Source organism: Quyinboa mangrovi (assembly GCF_042219825.1).
Lineage (GTDB): Bacteria > Bacteroidota > Bacteroidia > Bacteroidales > UBA5342 > JBHJHP01.
This window is the reverse complement of the sequence record NZ_JBHJHQ010000001.1, coordinates 455,464-481,738: the sequence shown is the minus strand read 5'-3', so window position 1 is coordinate 481,738 and position 26,275 is coordinate 455,464. Positions and strand designations below refer to the sequence as shown.

General features: G+C 36.5%; 17 protein-coding genes. 7 read left to right on the top strand and 10 right to left on the bottom strand.

Going from position 1 to position 26,275, the window contains the following annotated elements; translation table 11 throughout:
- The first annotated feature begins 86 nt into the window (after positions 1-86).
- Positions 87-1,673, top strand: a complete 1,587-nt coding sequence (locus ACE1ET_RS01995; RefSeq protein WP_375726681.1) for a thiol-activated cytolysin family protein — start codon at positions 87-89, stop codon at positions 1,671-1,673.
- A 78-nt stretch (positions 1,674-1,751) separates the two neighbouring features.
- Here the strand turns inward: ACE1ET_RS01995 and ACE1ET_RS01990 are convergent, their stop codons facing one another.
- The 7 genes from ACE1ET_RS01990 to ACE1ET_RS01960 all read right to left on the bottom strand — a co-directional run bounded on the left by ACE1ET_RS01990 (position 1,752) and on the right by ACE1ET_RS01960 (position 10,815).
- Complete coding sequence (locus ACE1ET_RS01990) at positions 1,752-3,296, bottom strand: hypothetical protein (protein WP_375726680.1); 1,545 nt, start codon at positions 3,294-3,296, stop codon at positions 1,752-1,754.
- A 246-nt stretch (positions 3,297-3,542) separates the two neighbouring features.
- The gene (locus ACE1ET_RS01985; protein WP_375726679.1) at positions 3,543-5,321 is read right to left on the bottom strand and encodes a DUF885 domain-containing protein; all 1,779 of its coding nucleotides are present in this window, start codon (positions 5,319-5,321) and stop codon (positions 3,543-3,545) included.
- 77 nt (positions 5,322-5,398) lie between these two features.
- The gene (locus ACE1ET_RS01980; RefSeq protein WP_375726678.1) at positions 5,399-6,475 is read right to left on the bottom strand and encodes a DUF4185 domain-containing protein; all 1,077 of its coding nucleotides are present in this window, start codon (positions 6,473-6,475) and stop codon (positions 5,399-5,401) included.
- Positions 6,476-6,524: 49 nt separating this feature from the next.
- A complete protein-coding gene (locus ACE1ET_RS01975) occupies positions 6,525-7,649 on the bottom strand; it encodes an acyltransferase family protein (protein WP_375726677.1) in 1,125 nt (374 codons plus the stop codon).
- A gap of 115 nt (positions 7,650-7,764) precedes the next feature.
- Entirely contained in the window at positions 7,765-7,983 is a 219-nt protein-coding gene (locus ACE1ET_RS01970) for a putative signal transducing protein (protein WP_375726676.1), read from the bottom strand.
- Between the two features lie 88 nt (positions 7,984-8,071).
- Complete coding sequence (locus tag ACE1ET_RS01965) at positions 8,072-9,010, bottom strand: PstS family phosphate ABC transporter substrate-binding protein (protein ID WP_375726675.1); 939 nt, start codon at positions 9,008-9,010, stop codon at positions 8,072-8,074.
- Between the two features lie 653 nt (positions 9,011-9,663).
- Positions 9,664-10,815, bottom strand: a complete 1,152-nt coding sequence (locus ACE1ET_RS01960) for a hypothetical protein (protein WP_375726674.1) — start codon at positions 10,813-10,815, stop codon at positions 9,664-9,666.
- A 92-nt stretch (positions 10,816-10,907) separates the two neighbouring features.
- Between ACE1ET_RS01960 and ACE1ET_RS01955 the strand changes: the two genes are divergently transcribed.
- The 5 genes from ACE1ET_RS01955 (at position 10,908) to ACE1ET_RS01935 (ending at position 19,295) form a co-directional block, all read left to right on the top strand.
- Positions 10,908-11,495, top strand: coding sequence for a HupE/UreJ family protein (locus ACE1ET_RS01955; protein ID WP_375726673.1), 588 nt, complete (start codon positions 10,908-10,910; stop codon positions 11,493-11,495).
- Positions 11,492-12,004, top strand: coding sequence for a DUF6702 family protein (locus tag ACE1ET_RS01950; protein WP_375726672.1), 513 nt, complete (start codon positions 11,492-11,494; stop codon positions 12,002-12,004). The genes ACE1ET_RS01955 and ACE1ET_RS01950 overlap by 4 nt, the downstream gene beginning before the upstream one ends.
- A 123-nt stretch (positions 12,005-12,127) precedes the next feature.
- Positions 12,128-15,379 (top strand): tetratricopeptide repeat protein, encoded by a 3,252-nt coding sequence (locus tag ACE1ET_RS01945; RefSeq protein WP_375726671.1) that lies wholly within the window; start codon positions 12,128-12,130, stop codon positions 15,377-15,379.
- Positions 15,380-15,457: 78 nt separating this feature from the next.
- Positions 15,458-17,335, top strand: a complete 1,878-nt coding sequence (locus ACE1ET_RS01940; RefSeq protein WP_375719230.1) for a transglutaminase domain-containing protein — start codon at positions 15,458-15,460, stop codon at positions 17,333-17,335.
- Between the two features lie 10 nt (positions 17,336-17,345).
- On the top strand, positions 17,346-19,295 hold the full coding sequence (locus ACE1ET_RS01935; protein ID WP_375726670.1) for a DUF3857 domain-containing protein: 1,950 nt from the start codon (positions 17,346-17,348) through the stop codon (positions 19,293-19,295).
- On the opposite strand, the gene ACE1ET_RS01930 is transcribed toward ACE1ET_RS01935, so the two are convergent.
- Positions 19,292-22,153 (bottom strand): TolB family protein, encoded by a 2,862-nt coding sequence (locus tag ACE1ET_RS01930; protein ID WP_375726669.1) that lies wholly within the window; start codon positions 22,151-22,153, stop codon positions 19,292-19,294. The genes ACE1ET_RS01935 and ACE1ET_RS01930 overlap by 4 nt on opposite strands.
- 55 nt (positions 22,154-22,208) lie before the next feature.
- Here ACE1ET_RS01930 and ACE1ET_RS01925 point away from each other — a divergent pair, with 55 nt between their 5' ends.
- Positions 22,209-23,906 (top strand): alpha-amylase family protein, encoded by a 1,698-nt coding sequence (locus ACE1ET_RS01925; RefSeq protein ID WP_375726668.1) that lies wholly within the window; start codon positions 22,209-22,211, stop codon positions 23,904-23,906.
- On the opposite strand, the gene ACE1ET_RS01920 is transcribed toward ACE1ET_RS01925, so the two are convergent.
- Together ACE1ET_RS01920 and ACE1ET_RS01915 are read right to left on the bottom strand one after the other, a co-directional pair.
- On the bottom strand, positions 23,896-24,315 hold the full coding sequence (locus ACE1ET_RS01920; protein ID WP_375726667.1) for an RrF2 family transcriptional regulator: 420 nt from the start codon (positions 24,313-24,315) through the stop codon (positions 23,896-23,898). The two genes, ACE1ET_RS01925 and ACE1ET_RS01920, sit on opposite strands and share 11 nt — an antisense overlap.
- A 131-nt stretch (positions 24,316-24,446) precedes the next feature.
- Positions 24,447-26,192: a lysophospholipid acyltransferase family protein gene (locus ACE1ET_RS01915; protein WP_375726666.1), complete on the bottom strand. Its 1,746-nt coding sequence runs from the start codon at positions 26,190-26,192 to the stop codon at positions 24,447-24,449.
- Positions 26,193-26,275: the final 83 nt, after the last annotated feature.

The following is a 26,275-nucleotide window of genomic DNA, read 5'->3' as shown; positions in this document are numbered from 1 at the left end:
TAAGTTTAATGAAATGCAACATGGCATTAATTCTTATTGAGTCTTAATAAGCTATATTTGTATTATCAATTTTTAAATCCAACATCATGAAAAGAGATTTTTCCCTTGGACAAGGCAAAAAGGATTACAACACTTCTAAACAAGTGTACTTACTAATGTATTTGTTGGTTATTCCGTGGCTGTTATTACTGAACGGATGCCAAAAGAATACCGATTTCAGTGCGGAGATCAACGATACCATGTTGAGTTTGCCACCGGTTGAATTTCCTGCAGAGAAGTCTGCAGAGATAGATAGTACTTCATCCGAACAGGATTTGGAATACGACTATACCATCGATTATTATTCGGCGGCAGAAGGATATGATGAGCAGATTGTACTAAACCCGCAGACCGACGTAATTTATCCGGGAGCCCTGATTAAAGGTGAAAGTATTATGGATGGCAGTTACGTACCTATTTCTGTAAAACGGAAACCTATCACTATTTCCACTTCATTGCAAGGTTCCGGTACAGTTTCGGTAAAAGTCGATGATCCGAAGTTAAGTACCGTACGTGAGGCAGTAAACAGTCTGATGAATCAGGAATACGATGTGCCACCGGCCAATCTCGGGTTCACCGTTGAAAATGTATATAACCGTGAACAAATGGATATGGCCCTCCATGCAAGTTATCAGTCAGGGTTAAATGATATTTACGGAAGTTTTGATTTTTCAAATACAAAGATTCGGTCCCGTGTGGTGGCTAAGTTCATCCAGAATTATTATACTCTGGATATGGATTTGCCCTCCTCTCCGTCTGATCTGATTGATGAGGCACCGAACTCCGGCGCATACGGATCTTTAATGCCCATGTACATTTCTACTGTAACCTTTGGTCGTATGGCCATTTACACCGTAGAATCAGAACTGTCAGAAACGGAAGTCCATACCTACCTTGAAGGATCTTACGGCGATGTGGAAGCAGATGCCTCGGCTGATTTTGAAAAACTAAGTTCAAAATCAACCATAAAAGTTTATATACTTGGAGGTTCAGGGGCAGATGCCAGTGCGGCAATCAACAGTTTTGCAGATTTTAAGAAATATATTGTTCAGGGTGGCAATTATTCCAAATCTTCTCCCGGCGCTCCTGTCTCGTATAAACTCCGGTATATCGACGACAACACCATTGCTAAAGTTGTGTTTGCAGCATCTTATCCGGTAAGAACAGCTATTCCAAGAACCGATAACCTTCGATATGATATTTCAGTGCGTTTGTATAAAATGAAACCCCAGTTCAGTGATGGTGCCTCAGACAATAATGAACTGTACGGTACTGTGAAAACATGGGCTAACAGCAATCCTTCCAATTATCATTTTAACTGGAATGTGTCATCCGGAGGAACTTATTTGAGCCTTGGCAAAGACCAAACACATACATTTACAAATAACTCAACCACAAACCGCACGTATTACAACCTAAAAAGCAGCGATAAAATTGTAATCCGGTTGAATGTTAAAGAAAGTGATCTGTGGCCAAATGCAGATGAAGACCTTGGTGTAAGCTATTATTATGTGCCATTGATCAATATTATTGGCCCAGGTTCATACACTTACTTCATAAATAATTACGGTTCCGGCTCAAGCTATATGGATGTGACGTTTATCCTTAGCGTGAAGGCAACAAAGCGAATATAAACATAATATTATCGTGATGTAGTAGAACTCAGGGGCTGAACATAATTAAAAGTGTCAGCCCCTGATATATCTTAGATTTTAGTTTGAATAAACTGCTGACTGTATTAGCCTGCTATGAGGGACAAAATCCAGGCCTCTGTCTATATACGACTCAGCTTTAAATTTATTCCCTTTATAAAAATAATAAACCGCGACTGTTCTGTATGTATTTTCAACAAGCGGAATAAGCATTTTACTCTTTACAGGTTTCTCGCTTTCCTTTTCAAATAATAGGAGGTATTTATTTCCTTCTGTAATTCTTCTTTGTCCAAATGCGTCATTTGCTTTTTGCAAATATGCCCGAAGCTTATGATCATGTAAAATTGGATTAAGTAATTCATTGTCATACCTTTTAATTAACTGGCCTAGAGTATCCAACAGTACATCCGAATTATTAATATTATAAAGTTTTCTGTTTATATAATTTTCCATCATTATTCTTGCGTCACGATGATTCCCTTTAATATCAAGTGCATTAGCTACATATTTTTCTATTTTATCAGAATTTTGAAAACGATAAGCCATTTGCAGATTATATGTGAAACTTAATTCATCTGCCAATTTTTTTTCTGAAATTTGGTTAACTAATCTAACATTTAAAGAATCACATAAAGGCTCTCTACCAGTATATTGCAAATGATTATATATGATATTATTAAAGATACCAACAATAGCATCCTGATCAGTATTTTCAAATCTGGAAAGTTGTGCCAAATAGTCTATATCAGATACTTTATCAAAATTGCATTTCTCGAGATAAAATAACAAACAAGTATTTAGCAATGTTTTCACCTGGTTATCAGGATAAAAGAAGTACGCTTTCTGACATAAATCCAAGGCTTCATTAGTTTCATTATTTTGAAGCTTCATCAAAGCTTTATTATAATACTGAAAACCTGGCAAATTTCTAAACTCAGCATCTCTTACTTCGTTAAATTTTTCCTCAAAGATCTCTTCCACAGATTTATTTTTATACTCTGACTCACTAATCATTTTTGACGTTCTCAAATAATTGACATACTGCTGCTTAAATTCCCCTGTAAATATTTGTTGTTCAAATCCGGGATTAGTAGTTTCTATGACTATTGATTTAGGTCCCGGATTCGCAACAAGATAGACATGATTGGAAGATGCTTTTACACTATATGGGATTCCCATCTGATCAAATATCATTGCATACAACATAGAAGCCGTTACACAATTGTAAACACCGGTATGAAAGATTACAGGGAAAAAGACATTGTCATTATACTTTTTCAGGAATTTATCATGAACATAAGAATATGTGAGTTTAATTTTTTTATTAATCTTTTTTGTATCTACCTTGCTATTGTATAAATCTTCAAAAACACTTGAATAAATATCCCTTCTCCAGGCGGCATCCTCCGGTGTCATTTTTTCATCTATTGCCATAAAAAGGTTAAATGTATCACTGTTAAGCTTTACAAATTCTCGTATTGCATCTTTCTCAAAGTCAGAGTAGTATTTTAGATCAGAGAAACGAATTAAAGAATCAGTTTGGGCATTAACATAACTTATATCTGCTACAACTAAATATAAAATAATCCGAATAATTTTTTTCATTCTTTCCATAATTAGTTCAGTTATCAATTTCAACATAACAATAATAACAACATTCAAGTATCAGGTAAAAGTACACTAAATATTTAAATCATTGACTTTACGTGTCTTTTAAAATAACTAAAATAAATATTTGAGAATAAAATGATGTATTTTAATAATAACACCAAAATAAAAAAATGGCTGAACATTATCCGAATTGTCAGTCCCTGATATATGCGTTATATTGATTCGATCCTTCAATAAACATTAAAAAGAAGCCACCCAGCCATTTATTTTTTGTTCCAGTATCTCAAGGGGGACGCAACCTGTTGACAATACCTGATCATGATACTTCCGGATATCGAACTTATCACCCAGATTCTCTTTTGCCATATCGCGCAATTCCCTGATTTTAATCTCTCCAATCTTATAAGAAAGCGCCTGCCCCGGGTTGGCCATATAACGTTCAACTTCAGCAATTATACTGGCTTCACTTTCCGCCTCGTGATCCAAAGAATAGTGAATAGCCTCATCTCTGGTCCATTTCTTGAAATGAATACCTGTGTCAATAACCAGTCTGATGGCACGGTGCATTTCCATACTGAGCCGTCCAAAGTACTGGTAAGGATCAGTATATAATCCAAGAATTTGCCCCAGTGATTCCGAATAAAGTGCCCATCCTTCTCCATAACCACTATACCAGATTGTCTTCCTGAATTTAGGTAAATTATCATTCTCCTGTGTTAAAGAGACCTGGTAATGATGCCCCGGAACTGCCTCATGTAAGAATAGTGCCTCATCCGAATAAATGTTATACGTGGATGCATCCGGAATGGGAACATAAAAAATTCCCGGTCGTGTACCATCCAGCGAAGCTGAACTGTACTGTGCACTGGCGGATTTTTCTCTGAATTTCTCCGTTTGCCTGATTTCAAATCCGGTTTTGGGTTTGTGATCAAACAATAGATCCAGATTAGGCTGAATGGTGCTGTAGATATTTTCAAAATGATCCAAAACCTGCTGAGGCTTTGTGTATGTCATTAAGGCCTTATCGTGTCTCACAAATTCAAAAAAGGCTTTCAAATCACCTTTGAATCCAACCACCTCCTTCACCTTTTCCATCTCCGCCGTAATTCTTTCAACCTCCTTTAATCCAATCTGATGTATCTCTTCTCCGGTCAGTTTTGTCGTTGTATATTTCTTTATCTGATATGCGTAATATGCTTCCCCGTTTGGAATGTCCCAGATACCACTGGTCTTACGGCCGGCTTTCAAATAGTCATTGACCAGAAAACTGTGCATTTTCGTAAACTCCGGTATCACTTCATTAGCGACCATATTTTTGTATGCTTCCGTCAATTCTTTTTTATCCTGATCCGAAAAAGATGAAGGCATTTGCTTCACCGGCTGATAGAACAGGTGATTTTCGACGTCTGTATTTGCCATTACTGCCATTTGCGGAATGATTTTTTTAATGAGGCTTTCCGGCAACACATATCCTTTTTGAATCCCCTGTTTCATCCGGTAAACAGCTGTATCCATCCAGACCATAAATCCATCTACCCGTTCCAGCCAATTCCTGTAATCCTGAACCGTTTTAAACGGCTGTGCATTTGTACCACTGGCAAACTGCCCCATAGTGAGGTTTACAGTCCACATCTGATCCACAGGAAAATAATCTTCCCTGAACTTCAGCCCCTCAAGGTTAATGTCACACTCCCATTTCAGCACTGCCTTACTCACCCGCTCTTCCGGTGTAAGATCTTTATCATTAAATGCCTGTAATTTATTGAGATATCTTGTGTAATACGCGTGTAAGGTATCTCTGTAAGCCATCGACAGAAAATTTGGAAAGCTGTTATTATACCTTGTATCTCCTTCGTAGGTAGCATCAATCGGGTGTAATCGCAATCCTTCCTCATAATAGTTGTTCAGCATTGTATCGAATGCCTTATTATTCTGAGCTACATTGCTTTGCGTTGATGAATTTTTACAGGAACCAAGGAATAAGATAAAAATGAGGGCAGGAAGAAAAAACTTATACATAACCTGAGCAGTTTAAATATATGTAACTAAAAACAATACGTTTTTCTAAAAGTTTAAGGAAACGATAATTCCATTAGCTAAAACGAAGGTACCTGTTTATCTTCCTCAAATTGTAGCTTTATTATTTTTGGGAAATAAATGTCCTCATTCGCAATAAGTCTGTCAGGATTTCCATTGTTGATATTATAGGTAATGATTACTCCGTCGGACTTAAATTCAGGATGTGCATTGGCAGTGTATACAAATTCTTTATCTTCTTTAAGTGCAGGCGTGTAAACCATTACCGGTTCGGACCACGGACCGTACATATGATCTGCCAAACGGTATCCGACTGATGCTTTCCCCATACCGTAAGTTTGTATCTGGATATATTGCTTTAAACTTTGATCATAATGGACAGAAAACTCTGTTTGTCCAATAAAAAGAGCTGACGATTTGGGTTCTTCATCAACCTTGTCTGTCCAGTCATTATTCACCCACCATTCAAGTTCCGACAAGTTTCCATTTGTTAAATCCTGTTTGTCAATCCTGAATAAATACGTTTCATGCGTGGCAGGTTCCTTTACACCATAAGCATACACATGGTTTACATCCTTAAGAACCGCCGATGAACCAACAATAACGCCAAAGGTATTTATTCCTTTGTGATAAGTTATATCCCATTTCTCAGGACTAACGTCTGGATTATCAATTACTGCAACATACCACCCAACCGCTTCAAATCCAATGCCTTCTTTGGTGGCCGTTTCTTCAAACAAAAAAACGACCAGCTTGTCGCCGACCATGATACCATGTCCTGTCCAGAACCAGTTTTTCCCGGGGAGCTTAAAAAAATCTTCAGGGTTTTGCGGATTACCTTTATAATAAAACGTCAGGTTAGCATTTAATGCGCAGGAGTCCTGTATTGCAATACTGTTTCTAATCATAGTATTGGACCAGGATCTTTTACCCGTTCCTTCTTTATCAATAAAAGTATCACTGAAAAGCCACAGAATTTTACCATTTCCCAATTTAACCGTGGCTGCGCCATCCGCACCACGCCAGTAGTTATCCTTTTTAAAGCATGTATTATCGATTTCTGTTACCGAGAATTTTAGTTCCTGTGCAAAAATAATATTGGGTAGAACAAAAAGTATGAATAATAGGCTTCTCATATTTTTAAATATTACAATCTGTATTTCTCTGGTATAAAATTAGCACATCTTATCCAAGCAACCTGGTTCTTAGCCGCAAAAATGGTTTCTCAATTATAACATGCATTATTACCCCCACCAATATTGCCATCATAACAGAAATCCAGAATGTCCAGGGTTCAACTTTCGGGTTTCCTGATTTATCAATCAGCATCTTAACCAGATAATAAACTTCCTTATGTATAAGATAAACAGCGTATGATAACGTTGCTATTATCAGAGTAAACCTCATTTTTATCTTATACAAAATGCAGGTCGGACTTATTGCTGCTATAACAATTACTCCATATGCCAATGAAATTAATGGAAACCCATAAATCATGGATTGATAGGAGATAAAGTTTTCACATATTTTGTATGCAAAAAGGAAAAGTAGAATACCACATACCAAAACAATATTCCCATGCTTCGTAAGGAATTCCTTAATTCTGGGTTTAAAGTTGAAGATTGCTGCAATGCTCACACCTATTAACAATCCATCCATTCTGTTATAACTTGGATAATAAATTTTTTCCTGCATATTATAAACCATTTGCCTGCGATTACCTGAATCAATGAACGGTTTTACATATTCATTCCAGTTGTACATTCTGATAATAAATCCCAAAATTATGAGTCCAGCAATTACATAAGGAGCGAATTTTTGACCCCGGCTCTTAAAAAACAACGTTATTGTTATTGGTAACAGTAAATAGAATTGTTCCTCTATACACAGGGACCATGCGTGAGAGAATGATTTTTGAGTCTGAACGTCTAATCCAAAATTTTGAGTAAACGTTAGAAATCTCCATAATGGCGGCAGGCCACCCCCTTCGCGCAGATTTGGGAGTAATGAATAATATAAAATTAAAACGGCTAAGTAAACAGGAATAATCCTGAAGAACCTTTTTATGTAAAAACGCTTGAAATTAATTCCGCTGGTATTTTTATATTCCTTTAAAAGCTGATAACCAATCAGGTAACCGCTGAGCACAAAAAACAAATCCACGCCTGTCCAACCAATCCGGTTTAACGGCTCCAGCCATGATGGTATGCCACGCCCATAGTGAAAAATCATGACCATTAGAATAGCTAATGCCCTCAAATGGTCTAATCCGTTTAACCTGTCAGATTTATAATTAAATATCGTGGTCATTTCGTCTTATTTGTAAACCAAACTATTTTTCGTTCTTCAATCAGGTAATTTTTAAACCCTGTAGGTCACTAAAAGTAAAAAATTAAATTTTCTTTTAAAGAAAAGCTGCATAATTTCATTGCTGCGACCAGACGTAATCCTCTTTTATCTTTAATGCTTTCGGCCAATCAGTATCAGCAACAATTACTTTCACCGTACCGCCGGGTTTCAGTCCTACACTCCGTGCACCTACAATTTCATCTTTAAGTACGGATTCTATATCTTCTTTTTCCAACAGGTTTTTAAGCATTTGGCAGTCAAACAGGGTACCATCGAATAATTCAAGGAGTTTCATTAAATATTGTATGAGATAATGTATGAAATTTCATTAAAACTTCGATGTTTCCCGGGTATTATCAGCAATAGCAAAAGTATGCGATCCTTTAATTTAATTTATCCAGGTAACGTTTTATTTTTCCCGGCTCAAGAGGAACATACCCTGTTGCTCTGATAAATTTCTGGCCATCGGTAAGCGACCAGTTAATGAAATCAATAACAACCGGCTTATCAGGTTTATCTCTTGCAACGATGAAGAGTTCCCGGGAAGGTGGTGATGGATAGTTGCCATTTTCAATGGCTTCTAAAATAGCATCAAACGTATCATAAAAATCTTCCTCAGGATCAATGATGCCATTTGCATTAAGATCCAGAGGAATTACTTCTATACCATTTCTTTTCAGTCCGGTATTTATATTGTATATATAAGACGTATTGTTAAAAGCGATTCCCTCCGGATCTTTGATAATCTGTGATAACAAAGCTGAATCACCCTGTATTTTTATTCCCTTCAGGTCTTTTTGTTGTCCACCAAGGTATTTAGCCCAGGTACTTGCAGCTCCGGAAGCATCATTGCGCGTATAAACCCGAATTGGCGCTTCGGCATTAAGATCTAATATTTCGTTCCAGTCAGAAATTGTACCATCAATAAAAATACCTTTAAACTCCTCTTTTTTTAAACCACGTTTTTTAAGTATCGTCAGGTAAGGATTATTCAGATAGACAGTTGGTACAACAGCATTTTTACAAAGACCAACCCACCAAACCCCCTTGTCAATAAATTCCTGTTCTATTACAGAAGAGTATAATCCTAAATCTACTTTCGATTCCAAAGCATCTGCCATACCCTGCCCGGCTCCTACTGCAGAAATATTAAACTGAACATTTTCATGATCCTTTTTATATTCCTCTGCCCATTTAACAACTAAGGGATACAGTGCGTATGCTCCGGAAATATTAATCGTATTTTCCTGCTTTTTTTTCGACGTACAAGCCGATAGTATAAAGGCTACCAGTATCAGGTAAATTAAAGATCTCTTTTTCATACTAAACAGATTTTAAACGTATTATTAAAGTTGTATTTTTCTGAATTTTATAAGGACCTTCTACTGGAGATCAGTAATTATAATGCCAATTATCCCTCTCTACCTAACTGCCATATCGCCAGTCAGTTCTATCATTCAAATTTACAACATTCCCCAAAATATTTCACGGTAATTTGTCATGTTTTAGTGTATATTTTCGTCCTTCGTTTATTCAGTATGTATCCGTTATCAATCTTTATACAGATATCCTGTTTGACCTGTTAATTTTAAGATTGAATTTATTGGCATAACCTTAAAATGTTTTTTATGTCCTCCTGTTTGACCCCGGTTTGACTAAATAGTATTTCTTTTCATGGATACAGGCTATAAAAGTTCAACAGATGCGGGAAAGACAGCTGCAAATATGGAGGATTAGCGGGTAGATTCAGCTTTTGAAATTAAACCGAATTAACAATCTTATCCTGCAGAATAAAAATGAAAGGCAGGTTATACCAGGGTTTTATTTGCAACGAGCATTTTGCGCCACCACTAAAGCTTTTGGCAACACGCGGTTGGTTTCTTTTGATGCATTAAAAGAAACTACTGGGTGAATCCTGAGCTTGTCGAAGGAGAGGGTGTTAAACCCCACGTAATAGAATGTAATTTCAGTGGTATTATTTATTTTTTACCAGCCCCATATCAGTTGAGACATACGGTTTAAGCCTTTTATACGGGATAACAGACCAGCCTGCATCGTCGCATTCTCGACTGGTTATAGGAGATTTGCTTCCGAGGTAGAGTCCCGTTTTAGTGAGGCCCCAGGTTGGAAACTGCCAGACTTTCACATCATCGTAGTTGCAGGCTTCGGCTGATTCCTGTGTCATATTATCCGGATATTGTGCTTTCATCAGTTCCAGTATTTCTGGACCAAAAACCTTATACCGGTACTGGAACCAGGCATATTCGCCATCCCTGAGTTCCGGTTGTGGCTTTTCGCCGAACCAGAAGAGATTCTCCAGCGAAACAGGTCCTGCATCTTTCATATATAAGGTCTTATATGCAATCAGATCCTGAGCAGGACTACCATAACACGCTGCATTCGAAATTACTTTATAGCTTATAAGATCTTTGTTTAAGTATTGTACTTCAAATTCATACCGGTAATCTCCCGGTTTTCCCATGTAAACACAACTATACTTATAATTCAACGCCATCAAAAATTCAGCCTGTAATTTTATATTTACAGAATCCACATCCGGTAAATATTTAGAATTCTGAATCAACCTGAACCATTTCATGCCGGTTTCCGCTTCCATCTCATTCATAATATATGCGCCTTTGCTTATCTTTTCTTTTTTCAGATCGACCAGTTTGATATTTTTAGTCCGGTAAGCCGCAAATGGTGAAACCTTATATTTTTGTATTGCTTTAATAAACGGATGATCCAATTCGTTGACCTCTATCCTGTTCAAATTGACTTCCTGTGCCGTTCCATCCAGCTTTGCCCATACACCCTGCCATATATCCAGCCTTATTTCTTTAAGGGTTAAACGGCCGCCCGGTGCCTTTTCCTTCGTCACCGGATCGTATACACTGGCGTGAAATTCAAAGGTTGTATCCGGTAAAATTTTGCCTTCCAAAACATGATCGTACAAATTATCTGCAGTAAAATAGCGGGCCATACAGTCGTTTCCATATTCATCTATCTGAATGGCAACCTCCTGATTCCCAAAAGTCCCATACAAATAATATGAGTTTTCACGATGCGCAAACAGTTTTGAAACATTCAGAAAAAACAGTAATAAGAAAATATATATGAATCGCATATCGTATTTTAGAGATTTAAACAGTGATTGTAAAACAATAAATATACAATCTTGTTTCAAAAGAAGTATTAATCCTGGATTTTCACAAAATAATGGATCAGTTCTTATTCTATCTCGAACAGGGAATTAACCACATTACGGACCTTAATGGTCTGGATCATATGGTATTCATTATTACTTTATGTGCTGTTTATACGCTTAGGCAGTGGAAACAGATTTTAATTCTCATTACAGCATTTACGCTTGGACATACTTCAACACTGGCATTAGCCGGGTTGAATATTATAACGGTTAACCAAAAACTGGTGGAAACATTGATCCCAGTGACTATTCTTTTAACCAGCATTTACAACATTGTTAAAAAAAGTGCCCCGGATAAAAAGTTTCAGATCAACTACTTTCTGGCCCTGTTTTTCGGATTGATCCATGGCATGGGCTTTTCGAATTTCTTCAGAGCCATGATGATGGGGATTTCGGATGATTCTATTGTATTCCCCTTATTCTCCTTTAACGTGGGTATTGAAGTAGGGCAATTAATTATTGTTAGTTTGTTCCTGATCGCAAATCTTATTTTGTCGACCCTCTTTACCATAAAACACCGCGACTGGAATCTGGTTATTTCAGGTGCTGGCGGTGGTATTGCTGCAACGATGATTATTAAAGCACTGTTTTTAGGGTGAAATCGTTAAAATCCATAGGACTTTTGTTGATCCTGCTGATTCCGGGAGGCTTACTTTATGCACATCCCATAAAAATGACCACAGGAAAATTACAGATTGATACCAAAGACAGAAACTGCACACTCACCCTGAATTTCTTTATTGATGATTTTGAAAGCGCCCTTCGGCAGATCTATCCGCAGCCGACATTTAATTATGATGAACCGGGTGAAACCATGAAGGCAACCATATATGAATACATTACCTCCAATTTTGAACTAAAACTGGATGATACCATAATTAGATTCGATTTGGGATCCATTAAAAAGATTGAAGATAATGTATGTCAGGTAAAGCTGAACGGAAATTTCACTAACCTGTCTGATTTTAATCTCATAACCGTGAAAGACATCCTGCTTTTTTCATCCTTCAGCAAACAGTCCAATATCTTACATGTGTTTATCGACAACGGATCACATAAGATTCTGCAGTTTTATCCCGGTGTTCCGGTAAGGATTGAAAAATTATAGTTAATAAACGTTTCGCTCTTTTTACTTATACTGAGTATGAATTATTAAGCTACTACGAATCCGTTTATTTTTTTCTTATTTTAGTAGCATTGTTGAGATACATTTAACCTAATATTACTTGCTATGTTACGAAGATTATTACTTGTTGTATTCATTTCAACTTGCTTTATGTATAATTTGCTGTCTCAAACCCAGGACAGTATTGTTGATAAGGGTATAAAATTATACGACGAACAAAAATACCCAGAAGCCATTGAAGTATTTAAAACTGTAGATGAAAATGATTCTGCTTACACCCGCATGTTATATGAGCTGGCTATTACTCACCTGGCTGAGGATGATTACAATCAGACCATAGAGACCTGTCAAAAGGGAATGACAGAACCTTCAACCTATGACGGTTTGTTTTTGGCGACTATGGCAACGGCATTTGATAATATGGGTAAAAAAGATTCAGCCATTTCATATTATAGCAAAGCAATTGCTAAAAAGCCATTTAATTATTTGAACCATTATAATCTTGGATATACTTATTATAATATTGGGGATATGGAGAAAGCTACAAAATGTTTCCAGGAAGCACTCAGATGCAATCCCTTTCATGCCACAAGTCACCTGTTCCTGGGAATAATAAGTGCCCGGCAGCATCAGTTAACAAAGGCAATGCTATCTCTGGAAACCTACCTTATGGTTGAACCTAATTCAAGCAGAAGTAACAAATACCTGGTTTATTTGGATAACATTGCGCAAAGCTATGTGGATACAGCACATGGTGAGTATATTGAACCTTTTCTGGATAATACACTGTTCGAAGAAACTGATCATCTTATTGCATCCAGAATAGTAATTACTGACGAATTTGAACCTGTCATAGATTTTAGTGCAGCTACAGTTAAACAGACACAACTTTTATTCGACAAATTACCGTTCGACACCACAGATAAATCATTTTGGGTTGAGATGTATTTCCCGTTTTTTAAAAGTATTAAAGAAAAAGGATATATGGCACCAATGCTTTACACAATACTAACATCAACCAAAAATAATAAAGTACAGGAGTGGAAAGCAAAAAATGAAAACCTACTTAAAGAGTTTTATAAACTGGGATCTGAACTTACCGCTGTGAAAAACTACAGAGATGTCATTACACCAAACGGTATTGTACATAATATAGTTGAATTCGACAATGACGAACCATACAGCATTGGTGCATATAATTCGGATCAAAAGGAAGAAGGTTACTGGCAGTATTTTAATAACAATGGAGGTTTGAAAGCCTGCGGAAATTACATTAATGGGGAAAAGAACGGAACATGGTTATATTATACATCGGAAGGAAACCTGGAATTTAAACAGGATTTGACGGGTGGTAAAGTAAACGGGATGGAATATAAATACTTTCCGAATGGAAAGATCAGATATGAAGTGGCCTACATAGACGATATTCCTGATGGCATAGTAAAATTCTATAACAAGACCGGGCAACTTGATGAAATAAATTATTTCAAGGACGGAACGCGAAACGGACCTGCAATAGGCTTTTACGATAACGGTGATACCTCTTTTATCTACAACTATCTTGATGGTGAAATAAATGGCCTGTATAAAACTTACCATTATGATCAAAAGATTTATTTAATCTCTAGGTATAAAAACGGAAAAGAAGAAGGAGAAGAAACAACCTATCATCCAAACGGAAATGTTAGTTCAAAAGGTAGTTACATAAACGGTAAAGAAACAGGACTCTGGCAATATTTTTCTGATAATAATATATTACTGAGCGAATACCTTTACAATGACACAATTTTAAAATCAATTACCCAGTACTATGAAAATGGGAAGATTCAACAAATTACGCCATATAATGATGCAGGAAACATTGACGGGGAATTAAAATCCTTTGACAGAGAAGGAAATCATTTCTCCACAGAAGTATATGAAGACGGAAGTATATTAAAACTGATTAATGATACAGGTGATAAAGAAAGAGACAGTTATAGTTCTGATGATATGTCATTTGAATTTGCAACCTACTACCCTGATGGTCCGGTCGCCAGAAAGGGAAACATCCGAAATGGAAAACTTGACGGTACCATAAAGGATTTCTGGCGAAATGGTAATCTGAAAACAATATCTTATTATAAGGACGGGACAAAACTTCCCAGGGAAGAAAATTACTACATAAACGGGACTTTAATAGCCAAAACATCAGAAGCAGGCACGTATGGAATAAGCAAATATGAAACCTATTACAACAACAGCAATATTAAAAGTTCAGGGTATTTAAAGGATGGCTCTTTTACCGGCCAATATCTGCAATATAATCCACTGGGCCAAAAATCATTTAAGAGCTATTACGTTAATAACGAACCAAACGGATGGTCAACCTACTTTTTAAATGACACCATAATAACTTCACGCTATCAAAACAAAAAAGGAGATTTGGTAAGGGTTGATTATTATGACGAAGCCGGAAACATATATTGTACTAACAATTATGATAAAAAGCCAATATTTGAATCCTATAGTCTGACTGGCGAATTAAGGGGCTCTGTAAATGTTTATAATTATTGCTTTTACGACACATTAAAATGGTTTTACCCAAATGGAAATATTGAGTCTGAAATGTATTTTTTCAACGATCAAAGACAGGGTGATTATAACAGATATTACTTATCGGGAAAACTGCTGCAAAAAGGGAAATACCGCTATGATAAAAAACACGGATTATGGGTTTCGTTTTACGAGAATGGCTTGCCCGAAGATTCATCATATTATATTGATGATAATAGATTTTACCGTAGGACTTCTTATTATGAGAATGGGAAAATACAAGCTATGTCCATGTATATTAATGATGAGATGGATGGTTATACCACATTATGGGATTACAATGGAAACTTGCAAATCAGGATTTTATACAAGGGAGACGAAATTATTTCATATCAAACACCCTTATCTTCTGGTTGGTCTGAACCTATACAGATAAAAACCGGTAATGAACTGATAAAATCATACTTCCCTAACGGGAAAATTGCATACGAAATGCAACTCAAAGATTTTTGTCCCAATGGCGAACAAATATTGTATGCCGCAAACGGCAAAATAATATCACAGGCAGAATATTCATGCGGTTCATTAAACGGTAAACATACATATTACTACGCCAATGGAAATGTAAAATCAGAGGGAAGTTATATTATGGGTGACAGGTATGGTTTATTTAGTGAATTTTACGAGAATGGAAAACTACGCAATACTACAGAATTCAATCAGGACGATATAAACGGAGAAGATGTTTTTTATGATAACACAGGAAAGCATAACAGAACTGAAATTTATTTCAACAACAGATTTATGAAAATGAAAGAATAATTAAGAAAGCAATTTGATTTGAAAAATATAAAAAAAATATATTGGGTTATTTCAGGAATTATTTTAACTCAGACATGTTTGGCAGCGAAAATAAAAATACCTGACATTAAAGATATGACTGCCAGATACAGCAATCAAAATGCAGTGTTCCTGTATAATAATAAAGATATCACATTTGATATTGTTAACGATTCACTAAAGATTTTTCAGCACAACGAGGAAGCAATAATGCTACTTAACGAACATTCCAAAAACGGTGCTAAGAATCATATCTATTTTGGAAAATTCAATTCAGTAAATAATGTAAATACATATACATATTACCTTTCAAAAGGAAAATACAAAAAAGCTGAGGCTACAAACAAAAAAACTACAAATAACATCGGCAACTCTGTATTTTATGATGATTCCAAGCAAATTGAAATCACCTATCCCATGGTAAATAAAGGTTCAGTTATGATTATGGCTTATGATGAGGTCATAAAAGACGCTCATTTTTCAGACTTGTTTTATTTTCAATCCTCTGTGCCTACGGAACGTACAGTCCTTACCGTTAAAGTACATGATAATATAAAAGTTGAGTTCAAAAAATTTAATTTTGACAGGGTGCACATTGCCTGCGATTCAACGCATAAAGGGAAATACACCATTTATACCTTTACAGGGGACAATATGCCTGCAGCAAAATATGGCAATAATTACACCAGCATTCGCCATCTCTGGCCACATATTCACATGCTCGTTAACGAAGTCAGGCTTTCTGATAGAACCGAACGGTATTTTGAAACGACAGATGATCTTTTTACCTATTACAATGGCTTTATCAAAACAATTGACACCACTTATTCTGAAGAGTTTAAAGTCAAAGTAAAGGAAATTACACAGAACTGCATTTCAGACAATGATAAAGCGAAAGCTATTCTTTATTGGGTTCAGGATAATATTAAATATGTTGCTTTTGAGGATGGATACAGAGGATTTATACCCCATAGTTCTCAAAAAGTTTTTGATCAGAGGTATGGTGACTGCAAGGATATGACCAGTATTATAGTCGGAATGATGAAAGTTGCCGGGTTGCCCTGTTATTACAGTTGGGTTGGTACAAGAGACATACCTTATACCTATGAAGAATTACCAACAATAGCAGCAGATAATCACATGGTAGCAGCCTATTTAACCAGGGATTCTTTAATTATTTTAGATGGCACAATGGATATGTATGAATTTGGATATGTTCCACATCACATTCAGGGAAAAGAAGTGCTTATCCGTTTATCCGACAAAGATTACACCATAAAATATTTACCTGTAACGCCTTTTACTGAAAGCCGGATTATTGATTCCTTAAGTATCCGCATTAAAGGATCTTCAGTTACCGGAGTTGCTCAAAAGCGCTGGGAAGGTTATAACCGTTACGAAATTTCCAGTACGTTGGATGGCGTAAAAAATGATAAACTCAACAAAACATTAAATAAGATTCTGGTTCTTGGGAATAATACGTTTATCGTTAATAATTTTAATATCCCGGATATTAAAGACAGAGACAATCCCATAATTATTGATTATTCATTTAATGTCACTGACTACGTGCAAAATCTGGGTAATGAAATATACATTAATTTAAATCTGGATAAAGAATTTGCTGAATATAAAATTGACACAACCTTCTCATGCAGGCCATTTGCAAACGACTTTAAATTCAATGAAACTACTATATCATCATTAGAGATACCTGACGGTTTTAAAGTCAGTTATGTTCCGGAAAACATTTCATATCAGAATCCGTATTTTAGTTTTAAAATTGAATATTCCCAAAATAATAACCGTATCACTCAACATAAAACAATTATTATGAATTTACTTGATCTTGAGCCGAAGGATTTTTCTGAGTGGGATAAAATGATTCTGGAATTGAATAAAGCATATAATCAGACTGTAGGATTAGAAAAAATTTAAACCAACGACTATGAAAAAATTATTTCTTTTACTGTTTTTGGCATCACAGATAATTGCTCAGGCAAAAGGATTTGAAACCACCGATTGGGAAACTTCACCGGATTACAAAACACTACCGGATTCTTTGATGAACGAAAATGTTATTTGTTTGAACCTGAATATAGCATATGACTTCAGACACGGAGATGATGGAAACCTTTATGCATACGAAACAGAACATAAAGTATATCGCATCCTGAATGAAGAATCCATTCAGAGTTTTAATAAATACTATATGTATGATGAGTCCGTACTTGAATATATAACCATAAAGGCACGGACAATTTCCTCCGATGGTACAATAAAGGAATTTGACAAGTCCAACATAAAAGAAATAACAGATGAGGAAACCGGGAAAAAATATAAGATCTTCGCTGTTGATGGTATAGAAGAAGGTAATACGGTAGAATATTTTACCGTGATGAAAAAAGAAGCAGAATCCTTTGGACGAAATTACTTTCAATTCGGCTTCCCTGTATTAGAGGCGAGCTACAGTCTTACATGCCCAGAAAAGTTGCGATACCTAATAAAACCTTATAATGGTCACATGACGCAAAGTGAACCAGAAATAAAAGATAGTACCGTTTATTATTCCTTAACCGGAGAAAATATTCCGGCAATAAATTCTGAACTCTTTTCGTATTTGAATCCCAATAAAGTTCGGGTAGAATATCGTCTCGACAGAAACCTGTTTAAAGGAAAATATCAGTTAAATACCTGGGATATTGCAGCAAAAATTATTAACAATCAGTTTTCAAACCTGAATAAAAAAGAAGAAGCAGCTCTGGAAAAATTTGTAAAAAAGCTTAAAGTACCCAATGGCGAAAATATAGATAAAATCATTGCCGTGGAAAACATCATAAAAAAGGATTTTCTCATCCAGGAGCAGAACAGCTATATTTATAACGATCTGACCTTTACTATTGGTGAAAAGGTCTCGTCGGATAAAGGTCTTGCCAAATTATATGCTAACATTTTTACAAAGCTCAACATACCTTATAATATTGTACTAACATGTGAAAGAGATAATGTAAAATTTGACAAATCCTTTCCCAGCTGGAATTACCTTACGACCTATCTCATTTATTTCCCGGAATATGATTTATATCTGACCCCATCCATGCCTTTTCTCAGAGTGGGAATGACCAAAGAAGAAGTTATGGCTCAAAATGCTCTATTCATTCGTAAAGTAAGTGTAGGTAATTTTCATTCTGCCGTTGCCGATATTAAATACATTGAAGAGAACTCTTATTTGGATAACCAAAATAATATCATATCTGATATTACACTTGATGTTGAAAATAATAAGGTTAATATTGATCTTACTAAAAATTTAAAAGGGTTATCAGGTGGATATTTTGAACTTATTCTGTCATCGATGGATGAAGACCAAAAGTTAAGCACATTTAAAAATCTCTCAGGTTTGGATGATTTAAATCCTGAATTTTCCGATTTTAAAATAATCGATCAGAATAATAACAAATACCAGAATGAATTCGGACTTAATTGTAAAGTCTCTACTCCCGGATTAATTGAAAATGCCGGAAATAAAATCTTATTTAAAATGGGGATGGTTATAGGGCCTCAGGCGGAATTATACCAGGAAGCAGAACGTACACTTCCCGTTGAAAACCAATTTAACCGCAGCTACGACAGAATCTTAACGTTTAATGTTCCAAAGGGTTATAAAATATCCAATCCTGAAGCAGGCATCATTAATGTGGTAAGTTCCAGAGAAGAAGATCCACCCTATGGATTTATATCTGAAGTGGAATATTCCGGCAATACATATACAATTAAAATCCATGAGTTTTATAAAGACCTGCTGGCTCCCATAGAACAATTTGAAGCTTTCAGAAGAGTTGTAAATGCCGCTGCGGACTTTAATAAAGTTGTTCTCGTTCTTGAAAAAACAGATTAAAATCCAAAGTTAAAAATCCCTTCTATTACATAGTCCTGATGGCTAAAAGAATAGCCGACTTTGGCTCCTACTTTCCATTCAATAGGATAACGGAACAGATTCATATCTATATACATCGTTCCACCCAGAGCATTATATTCATATTCACCACGACTGAATTTAAACTGTCCAAGGTCAGCCCAAACGCCAACATTTAATCGTTTAAGATATGCCAGCCAAAATATTTCTGCATCCGCATTTGCCAGGGTAAACAGGTACTCAAAACCTATGCGGTAATTATCCTTGCCATATCCGGAATTTGTTAGTGTACTCCATCCTATTGGCATGGATAAGGGTTGTGTAAATACCATTCCGTATGGTTGATCCTTACTCAGGTGCAGAAAAGTAAGATTCAGTTGAAGACTATGATTTACTTCAAAACCAGGCAGATAAAAACTGACTTCAGCCCCTGAATATATTTGAGAATCTTCAGAGCCTGACATTTTATAGTGCCTATCAAATTTTTGCAGGATTGCCGTAATTTCATATCCCCAGTTTGTTTTAAGGTTCCGGTAAGCGTTTTGTTTCAACCAGGAATGATACAATCCAATACCATAAAATGTTCTGGTTCCCTGGCCTCTGTCAAATTCTATTGAACCGGTATTCTGAAATGTATACCTGTCTGATGCATAGCTACCGTAGATAAAAGGAGATAATGTAATATACTCTGAAAGATGCCTGAAGACAAACGGGAATTCTACCTTGCCCTCGAACCGCAAGGCATTGATATCTGTACTCACATTATACCCGTATCCTGTTTCATCAATAACTAAAATGTTTTGGTTCCAGGCACCATAATAGGTATTAAAATGAATCACAGGAAGAAAACCGCGATAGATATAGTTAAAGAAATATTTCTCATCCTTATTGGTCGCTGCAAAATTAACTCCAACCGACATTGTTGCATCATTCAGCATGCTTTGAGACAGCAATGACACACCGGGTAAATATGCCTGCCCTCCAAGTTGATAGGCAGCACCAGGTATCCAGCTGTGAAAATTAAACTGATGTGCAAATTTATTGTACCGGCTAATGCTGTATTCTGTTGAATCTTTTTCTTTAAAGTCAACTTTACCTAACTCCATTTCAGTCAGATTTCGGTAAAGGTTAGGGGCATAATTGGGCACCTCTGTAAGGTTTTGATTAAGCATCTGATTGTCATTTTGTTTGACAACCTCGTTTCCTTTCCATGTATAATCAAGGTACACCAGATCACCATCAATAAAAGTAGGTGATATTGCCCCAAACCTTGAATTAGTAATACGTACAGGTTCTCCTCCGATAAGAGGTATCTGGTAGATATTTTCTATTCCGGACCAATCCCCTGAAAAAAATACATATTCGCCTGTCACATAAGGATGCTTGAAATCCATATTATCGGGCCCAAATAAAATCTTCTCCTCTTTAAAATCATTCCGGCACAGTATTTTGCCACCATCTGTGATTTTAATATAAACCAGTGACTTTCCGTCCGGAGTCCATTGAGGCGTAATAATATACCCGTTATTATCATTTTTAAGCCGCTTAATTATGCTGCCATTCTGCGGATTAAGGATTACCAGATTACAACCATTCAGATCATTCATTTCTACTGCAACAATCTGATCCTTTACAGGATTAAATACCGGACTGTAATAGCTGTTGTAATGCGTCAACCTTTTATTCTTGAACTTTTGCATATCATATACATAAACAGCCTGCTGACTTTCCTGCTCCCATCTTGCATTCGGCATTTCAAGAGTATACAACAACTTATGATCCTTAACATCAAAATACTTCCCATTGCTGTACCCCAGCGATAAAACAGGTACCACAAAACCGGATGTGTCAATTTTCACGATCTGAGGCACGCGGCTCAGATTACTTTGATATGCGTAAAGATCGGATCCCTCTTCTGTTATGTATTCCAATCCTGAATAATCCTTTGACGTGTAAATTATTTCCGGCTGATCAGCCTTTACGAGTTGATCCTGTGCTTTCCATAATTCCATAAGGGTATCTGCCGCAAATTTGTAATATTTAAACTTTCGTGTATCCTTTAAACCGTTACTACGCCTTGAAAAGGGCCAGATATACCATGGATACCGGGCAATTTTATCCAGCTTTGTTTTAAATATATCAGGATCACGAAAAACCCTGTTAGCAGCAACTATCTGGTAGCCGGTAGCATAATGGTCAGGTATAAAATCCCGGTACGATCCAAGAATCATCTTATCGTATCCCGGATTTCCTTTTTGCAGAAAATATGCGCGCATTTCCTTTTCAAAGGAAGCTTGTCTTCCCCGTCCGAAGTCTGAAAGCGCTGTTTCAGTAACAACCGCATCACCTTCCATAAACCAGTTTGGGATATATAAGCCAACCGGGAAAGAATATCCCATTTGTCCGGTCAACCAGATGGGAAGTTTCGATGCTCCCCTGTACATGCTGGTAAACTGAACCACATGTCTGCCTTCGTGCAAAATCAGTTGTTCATCCCAGGCCTGCCCGTAACTGTCCTGATAAGGCTTGGTCCACAATTCTACCTTATTAGGAGCCACAGCCGTCATACCATTGGCAACAGCAGAATGTGTACGTAGCACATAAGTAAATTTTTTAGGTTCAAAACCAAGTGAATAATTGACGTATTTATACGCCTTTTCAAGCTTCATTGCGTAGTCAATAGCCTGACTTTCATAATTCTCAGGATAAATTACAATGTAATGCAATGTTTCTATTTTGTTCCAGTCTATCGAGGATCGATCCGTGCCGGCATTCACAAATTGAGCATAAATATTGGGGGCTGAGACACAAAAAAATATCAAAAGCAATATTTTAGTCATGTTTTTAAAAGATTTTTGTAGGTTTATTACCATAACTTTGTATAAAAATTCAGGGATGGAAAAATTTATCATTTACCAGGCATTTACAAGACTATTCGGAAACAAAAATAATACAAATAAACCTTCCGGCACCATTAGGGAGAACGGATGTGGAAAATTTAACGATTTCACATCCGAAGCATTTAATGGAATTAAAGAACTGGGGACAACCCATATCTGGTATACCGGGATTATTGAGCATGCAAGCAAGACCGGATATCCGGAATTCGGGATTCAGGCCTCTCCTGCTGAAATTGTAAAGGGCCAGGCCGGTTCGCCCTATGCCATAAGGGATTACTATGATGTCTGTCCAGACTTAGCAGAAAATATTCCGGAAAGAATGAAAGAATTTGAAAACCTGGTTCAACGCACACATGAAGCGGGATTAAAAGTAATTATCGACTTTGTTCCGAATCATGTTTCGAGAGGTTATAAATCAGATTCAAAACCAGAAAGTGTATTTTGTTTTGGTGAACACGACAACCAGTCCGATGCCTTTAATCCTAACAATAATTTTTATTATATCCCGGGGCAGTTATTACGTCTACCAAATATTCCTGATGCATATCAACCAGATGTCTATTCTGAGTTTCCTGCTAAAGTTACTGGCAATGACTGTTTTTCTGCCAATCCGGGTGATCATGATTGGTACGAAACGGTAAAGCTGAATTACGGCGTGGATTACTTAAACGGACATACAAAACATTTCTCGCCCATTCCGAATACATGGTATAAAATGTTGGAAGTACTTACATTCTGGGCCAGTAAAGAAATTGACGGTTTCAGGTGTGACATGGCAGAAATGGTTCCTGTTGAATTCTGGGAATGGGTCATCCCTGAAATTAAGTCAAGATTCCCGTCGGTTATCTTTATTGCAGAAGTTTATAATCCACAGCTGTACAGGGAATATATCAACAAAGGTAAATTTGACTATTTATACGATAAAGTTGGCCTGTATGATACATTAAAAGGGGTACTGCAGGGAAGACAATCCGCTACCGATATCACAAAGTGTTGGCAGGACATTGATGACATTAAACAACATATGCTCAACTTTTTGGAGAATCATGACGAACAACGCATAGCTTCTGATTTCTTTATTAAAGATCCGTTTACAATCATTCCCGCCCTTGTAATTTCCACCTGTCTGAATCCCGGACCATATATGCATTATTTCGCACAGGAGCTTGGTGAAACTGCTGCAGATGCTGAAGGGTTCAGCGGATTTGACGGCCGGACAACCATATTTGACTATTGGGGTGTTAAATCGCAACAGAATTGGATGAATAACGGAAAATTTGACGGTGGACAGTTAACGGATGAGCAAAAAAGATTGCGCCAATTATATGTCGATATTTTGAATTTTGCCAGAACCGAAAAGTGCGTTTCTGAAGGGATGTTCTATGGTCTTCAATGGGCAAATAAGGACAATCCGGAATATGATAACGACAAAATCTATTCTTTTTTGAGATACACAACAGAAGAGGTTCTGATTTTTATCTGCAATTTCTCGGATGAAATAAAAGTAGTAAATCTTGAAATTCCGGAAGATGCAAAAGAAATGTCCGGCCTGAAAGGTTTATGCCATTGCAAGGGAGAAAAAATCAGTTTTAATTTTGGTTCAACCGATATTGAATTTGCCCAAAAACGATTTTTAAGAATAAATCATGAAGTTGAAGCAAAGGATGTTTTAATTTACAGAATCAGGAAATAGCACGATCATCAAGGATAAAATTATCCAGTGTTGTATTTCTTAAAATTGAAATAAACTGCTTCCGGGCACTGTCGAAAGAAGTATGCAGAACACAATGTGAGCCTTTCTCTACAGGACAGTTTTCAAACCCCATGATACAGCGGTGCACATTGGTGAATCCTTCAAAAGCTTCCACTATTTCCGAAACAAAAATCTCTGCACTTGGTCTCACAAGGACAAATCCTCCCTTACGACCATGGATGCTCCGTAATAAATCTTTATTGGTCAGATCGGTTAAAATACGTCGACAATACTGAAGGGGAATTTTCAGTTCTCTACTTAAAAGCGTTGCTGAGACATTCACATCAGGGTGTTTAGCCATGTGTGTAAGAATCATCAATGCATATGTAGTAGTCTTATTAAAGGTCATTGTTTAAACAATCTTGTACCGGGACTAAATTATCCGAAAGCGGTAACTGTATTTTTCTGATTCACAAAAATAACGATTTGCATGAAATATGCATTTTTTAAGTCCAATATATCTTGTGTCTTGTATATATCTCAAGAATTAAAGATCTCAAGTGATTCAGGAGGCAATTCATTGATATCCAAAATCATCAGACCATCCAGAGAATAATTAAAATCAGGATCAACATTAAAGCCCACCACCCTTGCATTCTGACTCAGATATTTCTTGATCAAAACAGGAATACGCATGCCCTGAATTTCGAGTGTTGAAATGTAATTATCCAGCTTTTTCAAATCATCTTTATGTTGATCCAGAATAGATTCAACCTCATGTTCACGAAAGCCACTGACTTTAAATTCCATTTTGGGATGAATATATGCTGCCAGTTCAGTATTGAAATAATACTTTCTGATAAAGGACATGATCAATTCCTTCGAGAATTGCGAAAAATCGTTACTGATGCTTACTGGTCCCATTAGATAACGGTGGGTATTATGTTTGAGTACAAATTTCAGGATTCCGTTCCATAGGAGAAACAGTGATAAGGGTTTTTTCTGATATTTTGAAACCACAAAAGATCGTCCCATTTCAATGGTTTGGGAAAAAACGGGAATCATCTCGTCATCCACATCAAACAGCGACGTAATGTAAAACCCCTTCTTACCATATTTTTCTATAATTATGTCACCCCTGCCCAATCTGTAACCACCAAGCAATTCCTTTTCTACACGGTTCCACACAAACAACTGATCGTAGTAAGTATCATAGTCATCCAGATCAAACGAACGATTTGTTCCTTCTCCAACTTCGCGAAAGGTAATCTCTCTTAAACGGCCAATCTCCCTTAAGATATTTGGGATAAGATCTTTAGATGCATAGTACACATCAAACTCATTCCGGGACATAAGCTTATGTTCTGCCGGTAGTGCAAATATTTCTTTTTCCAGCACTTCCGGATCAACCGGGAGAATAATTGGCTCCGGCTTTTTAACCCTGAATTTCAGGTTCAGTTTTAATATTCTTTTGTCTTCGGGAGATGAATATTTTAACGCATTGACCGTAGAATGAAGAAAATCGCGCGTTGCCGGTGTATCCGATTTGACATAATCATCGGGTTTTATGGGCATTCCAATTCTAAAAAAGACTTCCTCATCTTTTTTTCTTAGAAATTCCCTGGGAAGTGATATCGATCTGAGAATCGGATTTATCCGTTCTGTAATTTTGTACAGTCGGCTGTTCTTACCACTAAAGTAAACCGGTATTACCGGAACCCCGGCTTTTTCTATCAGTTTTATCGATGCCAGATTCCACTCCGTACTGCTTACAAATTTACGCTTCCGCGACCTTGTGGTAATGTCTCCGGAAGGAAAAATACCAATAGGATGACCATCTTCCAAATGTTGCAATGCACCTTTTACCCCTTTTTTATTGGTGTGCGTGCCCAGAGTAAACGGATCAACCTCAATAAAATAATCGGCAATGGGAGAAAACAATCTTAAAAAATAATTGGCAAGCACCTTAAATCCTTCAAAACGTTCTGCGAAAATTCTGATAAGGATCAATCCATCCAGAAAACCATAGGGGTGATTGGAAATAACAATAAAAGGGCCTGTTTTAGGAATATGTTTCAGATCATTTTCAGGACACACGTATTTAATATTCAGTGTTTCAAAAGAAGCATCTATAAAATTCAATCCGGTTTGGTTCACCATGTATTTTTTATAGATTCTGTTTATTTTAGAAAAACCTGAAGCCTGGTAAGCAATATTGAAAATGAGCGGATTTTTAAGTGGTCCACCCATGTACTTTTGCAAAGCATCCTTATCTATAAGGTTCATATTTATAAGTAATGTTAATTGAACAAATGTAATTATATTTCTATATTAACTATTAAATTAATAGGTTAAGAACTTAAAAATTA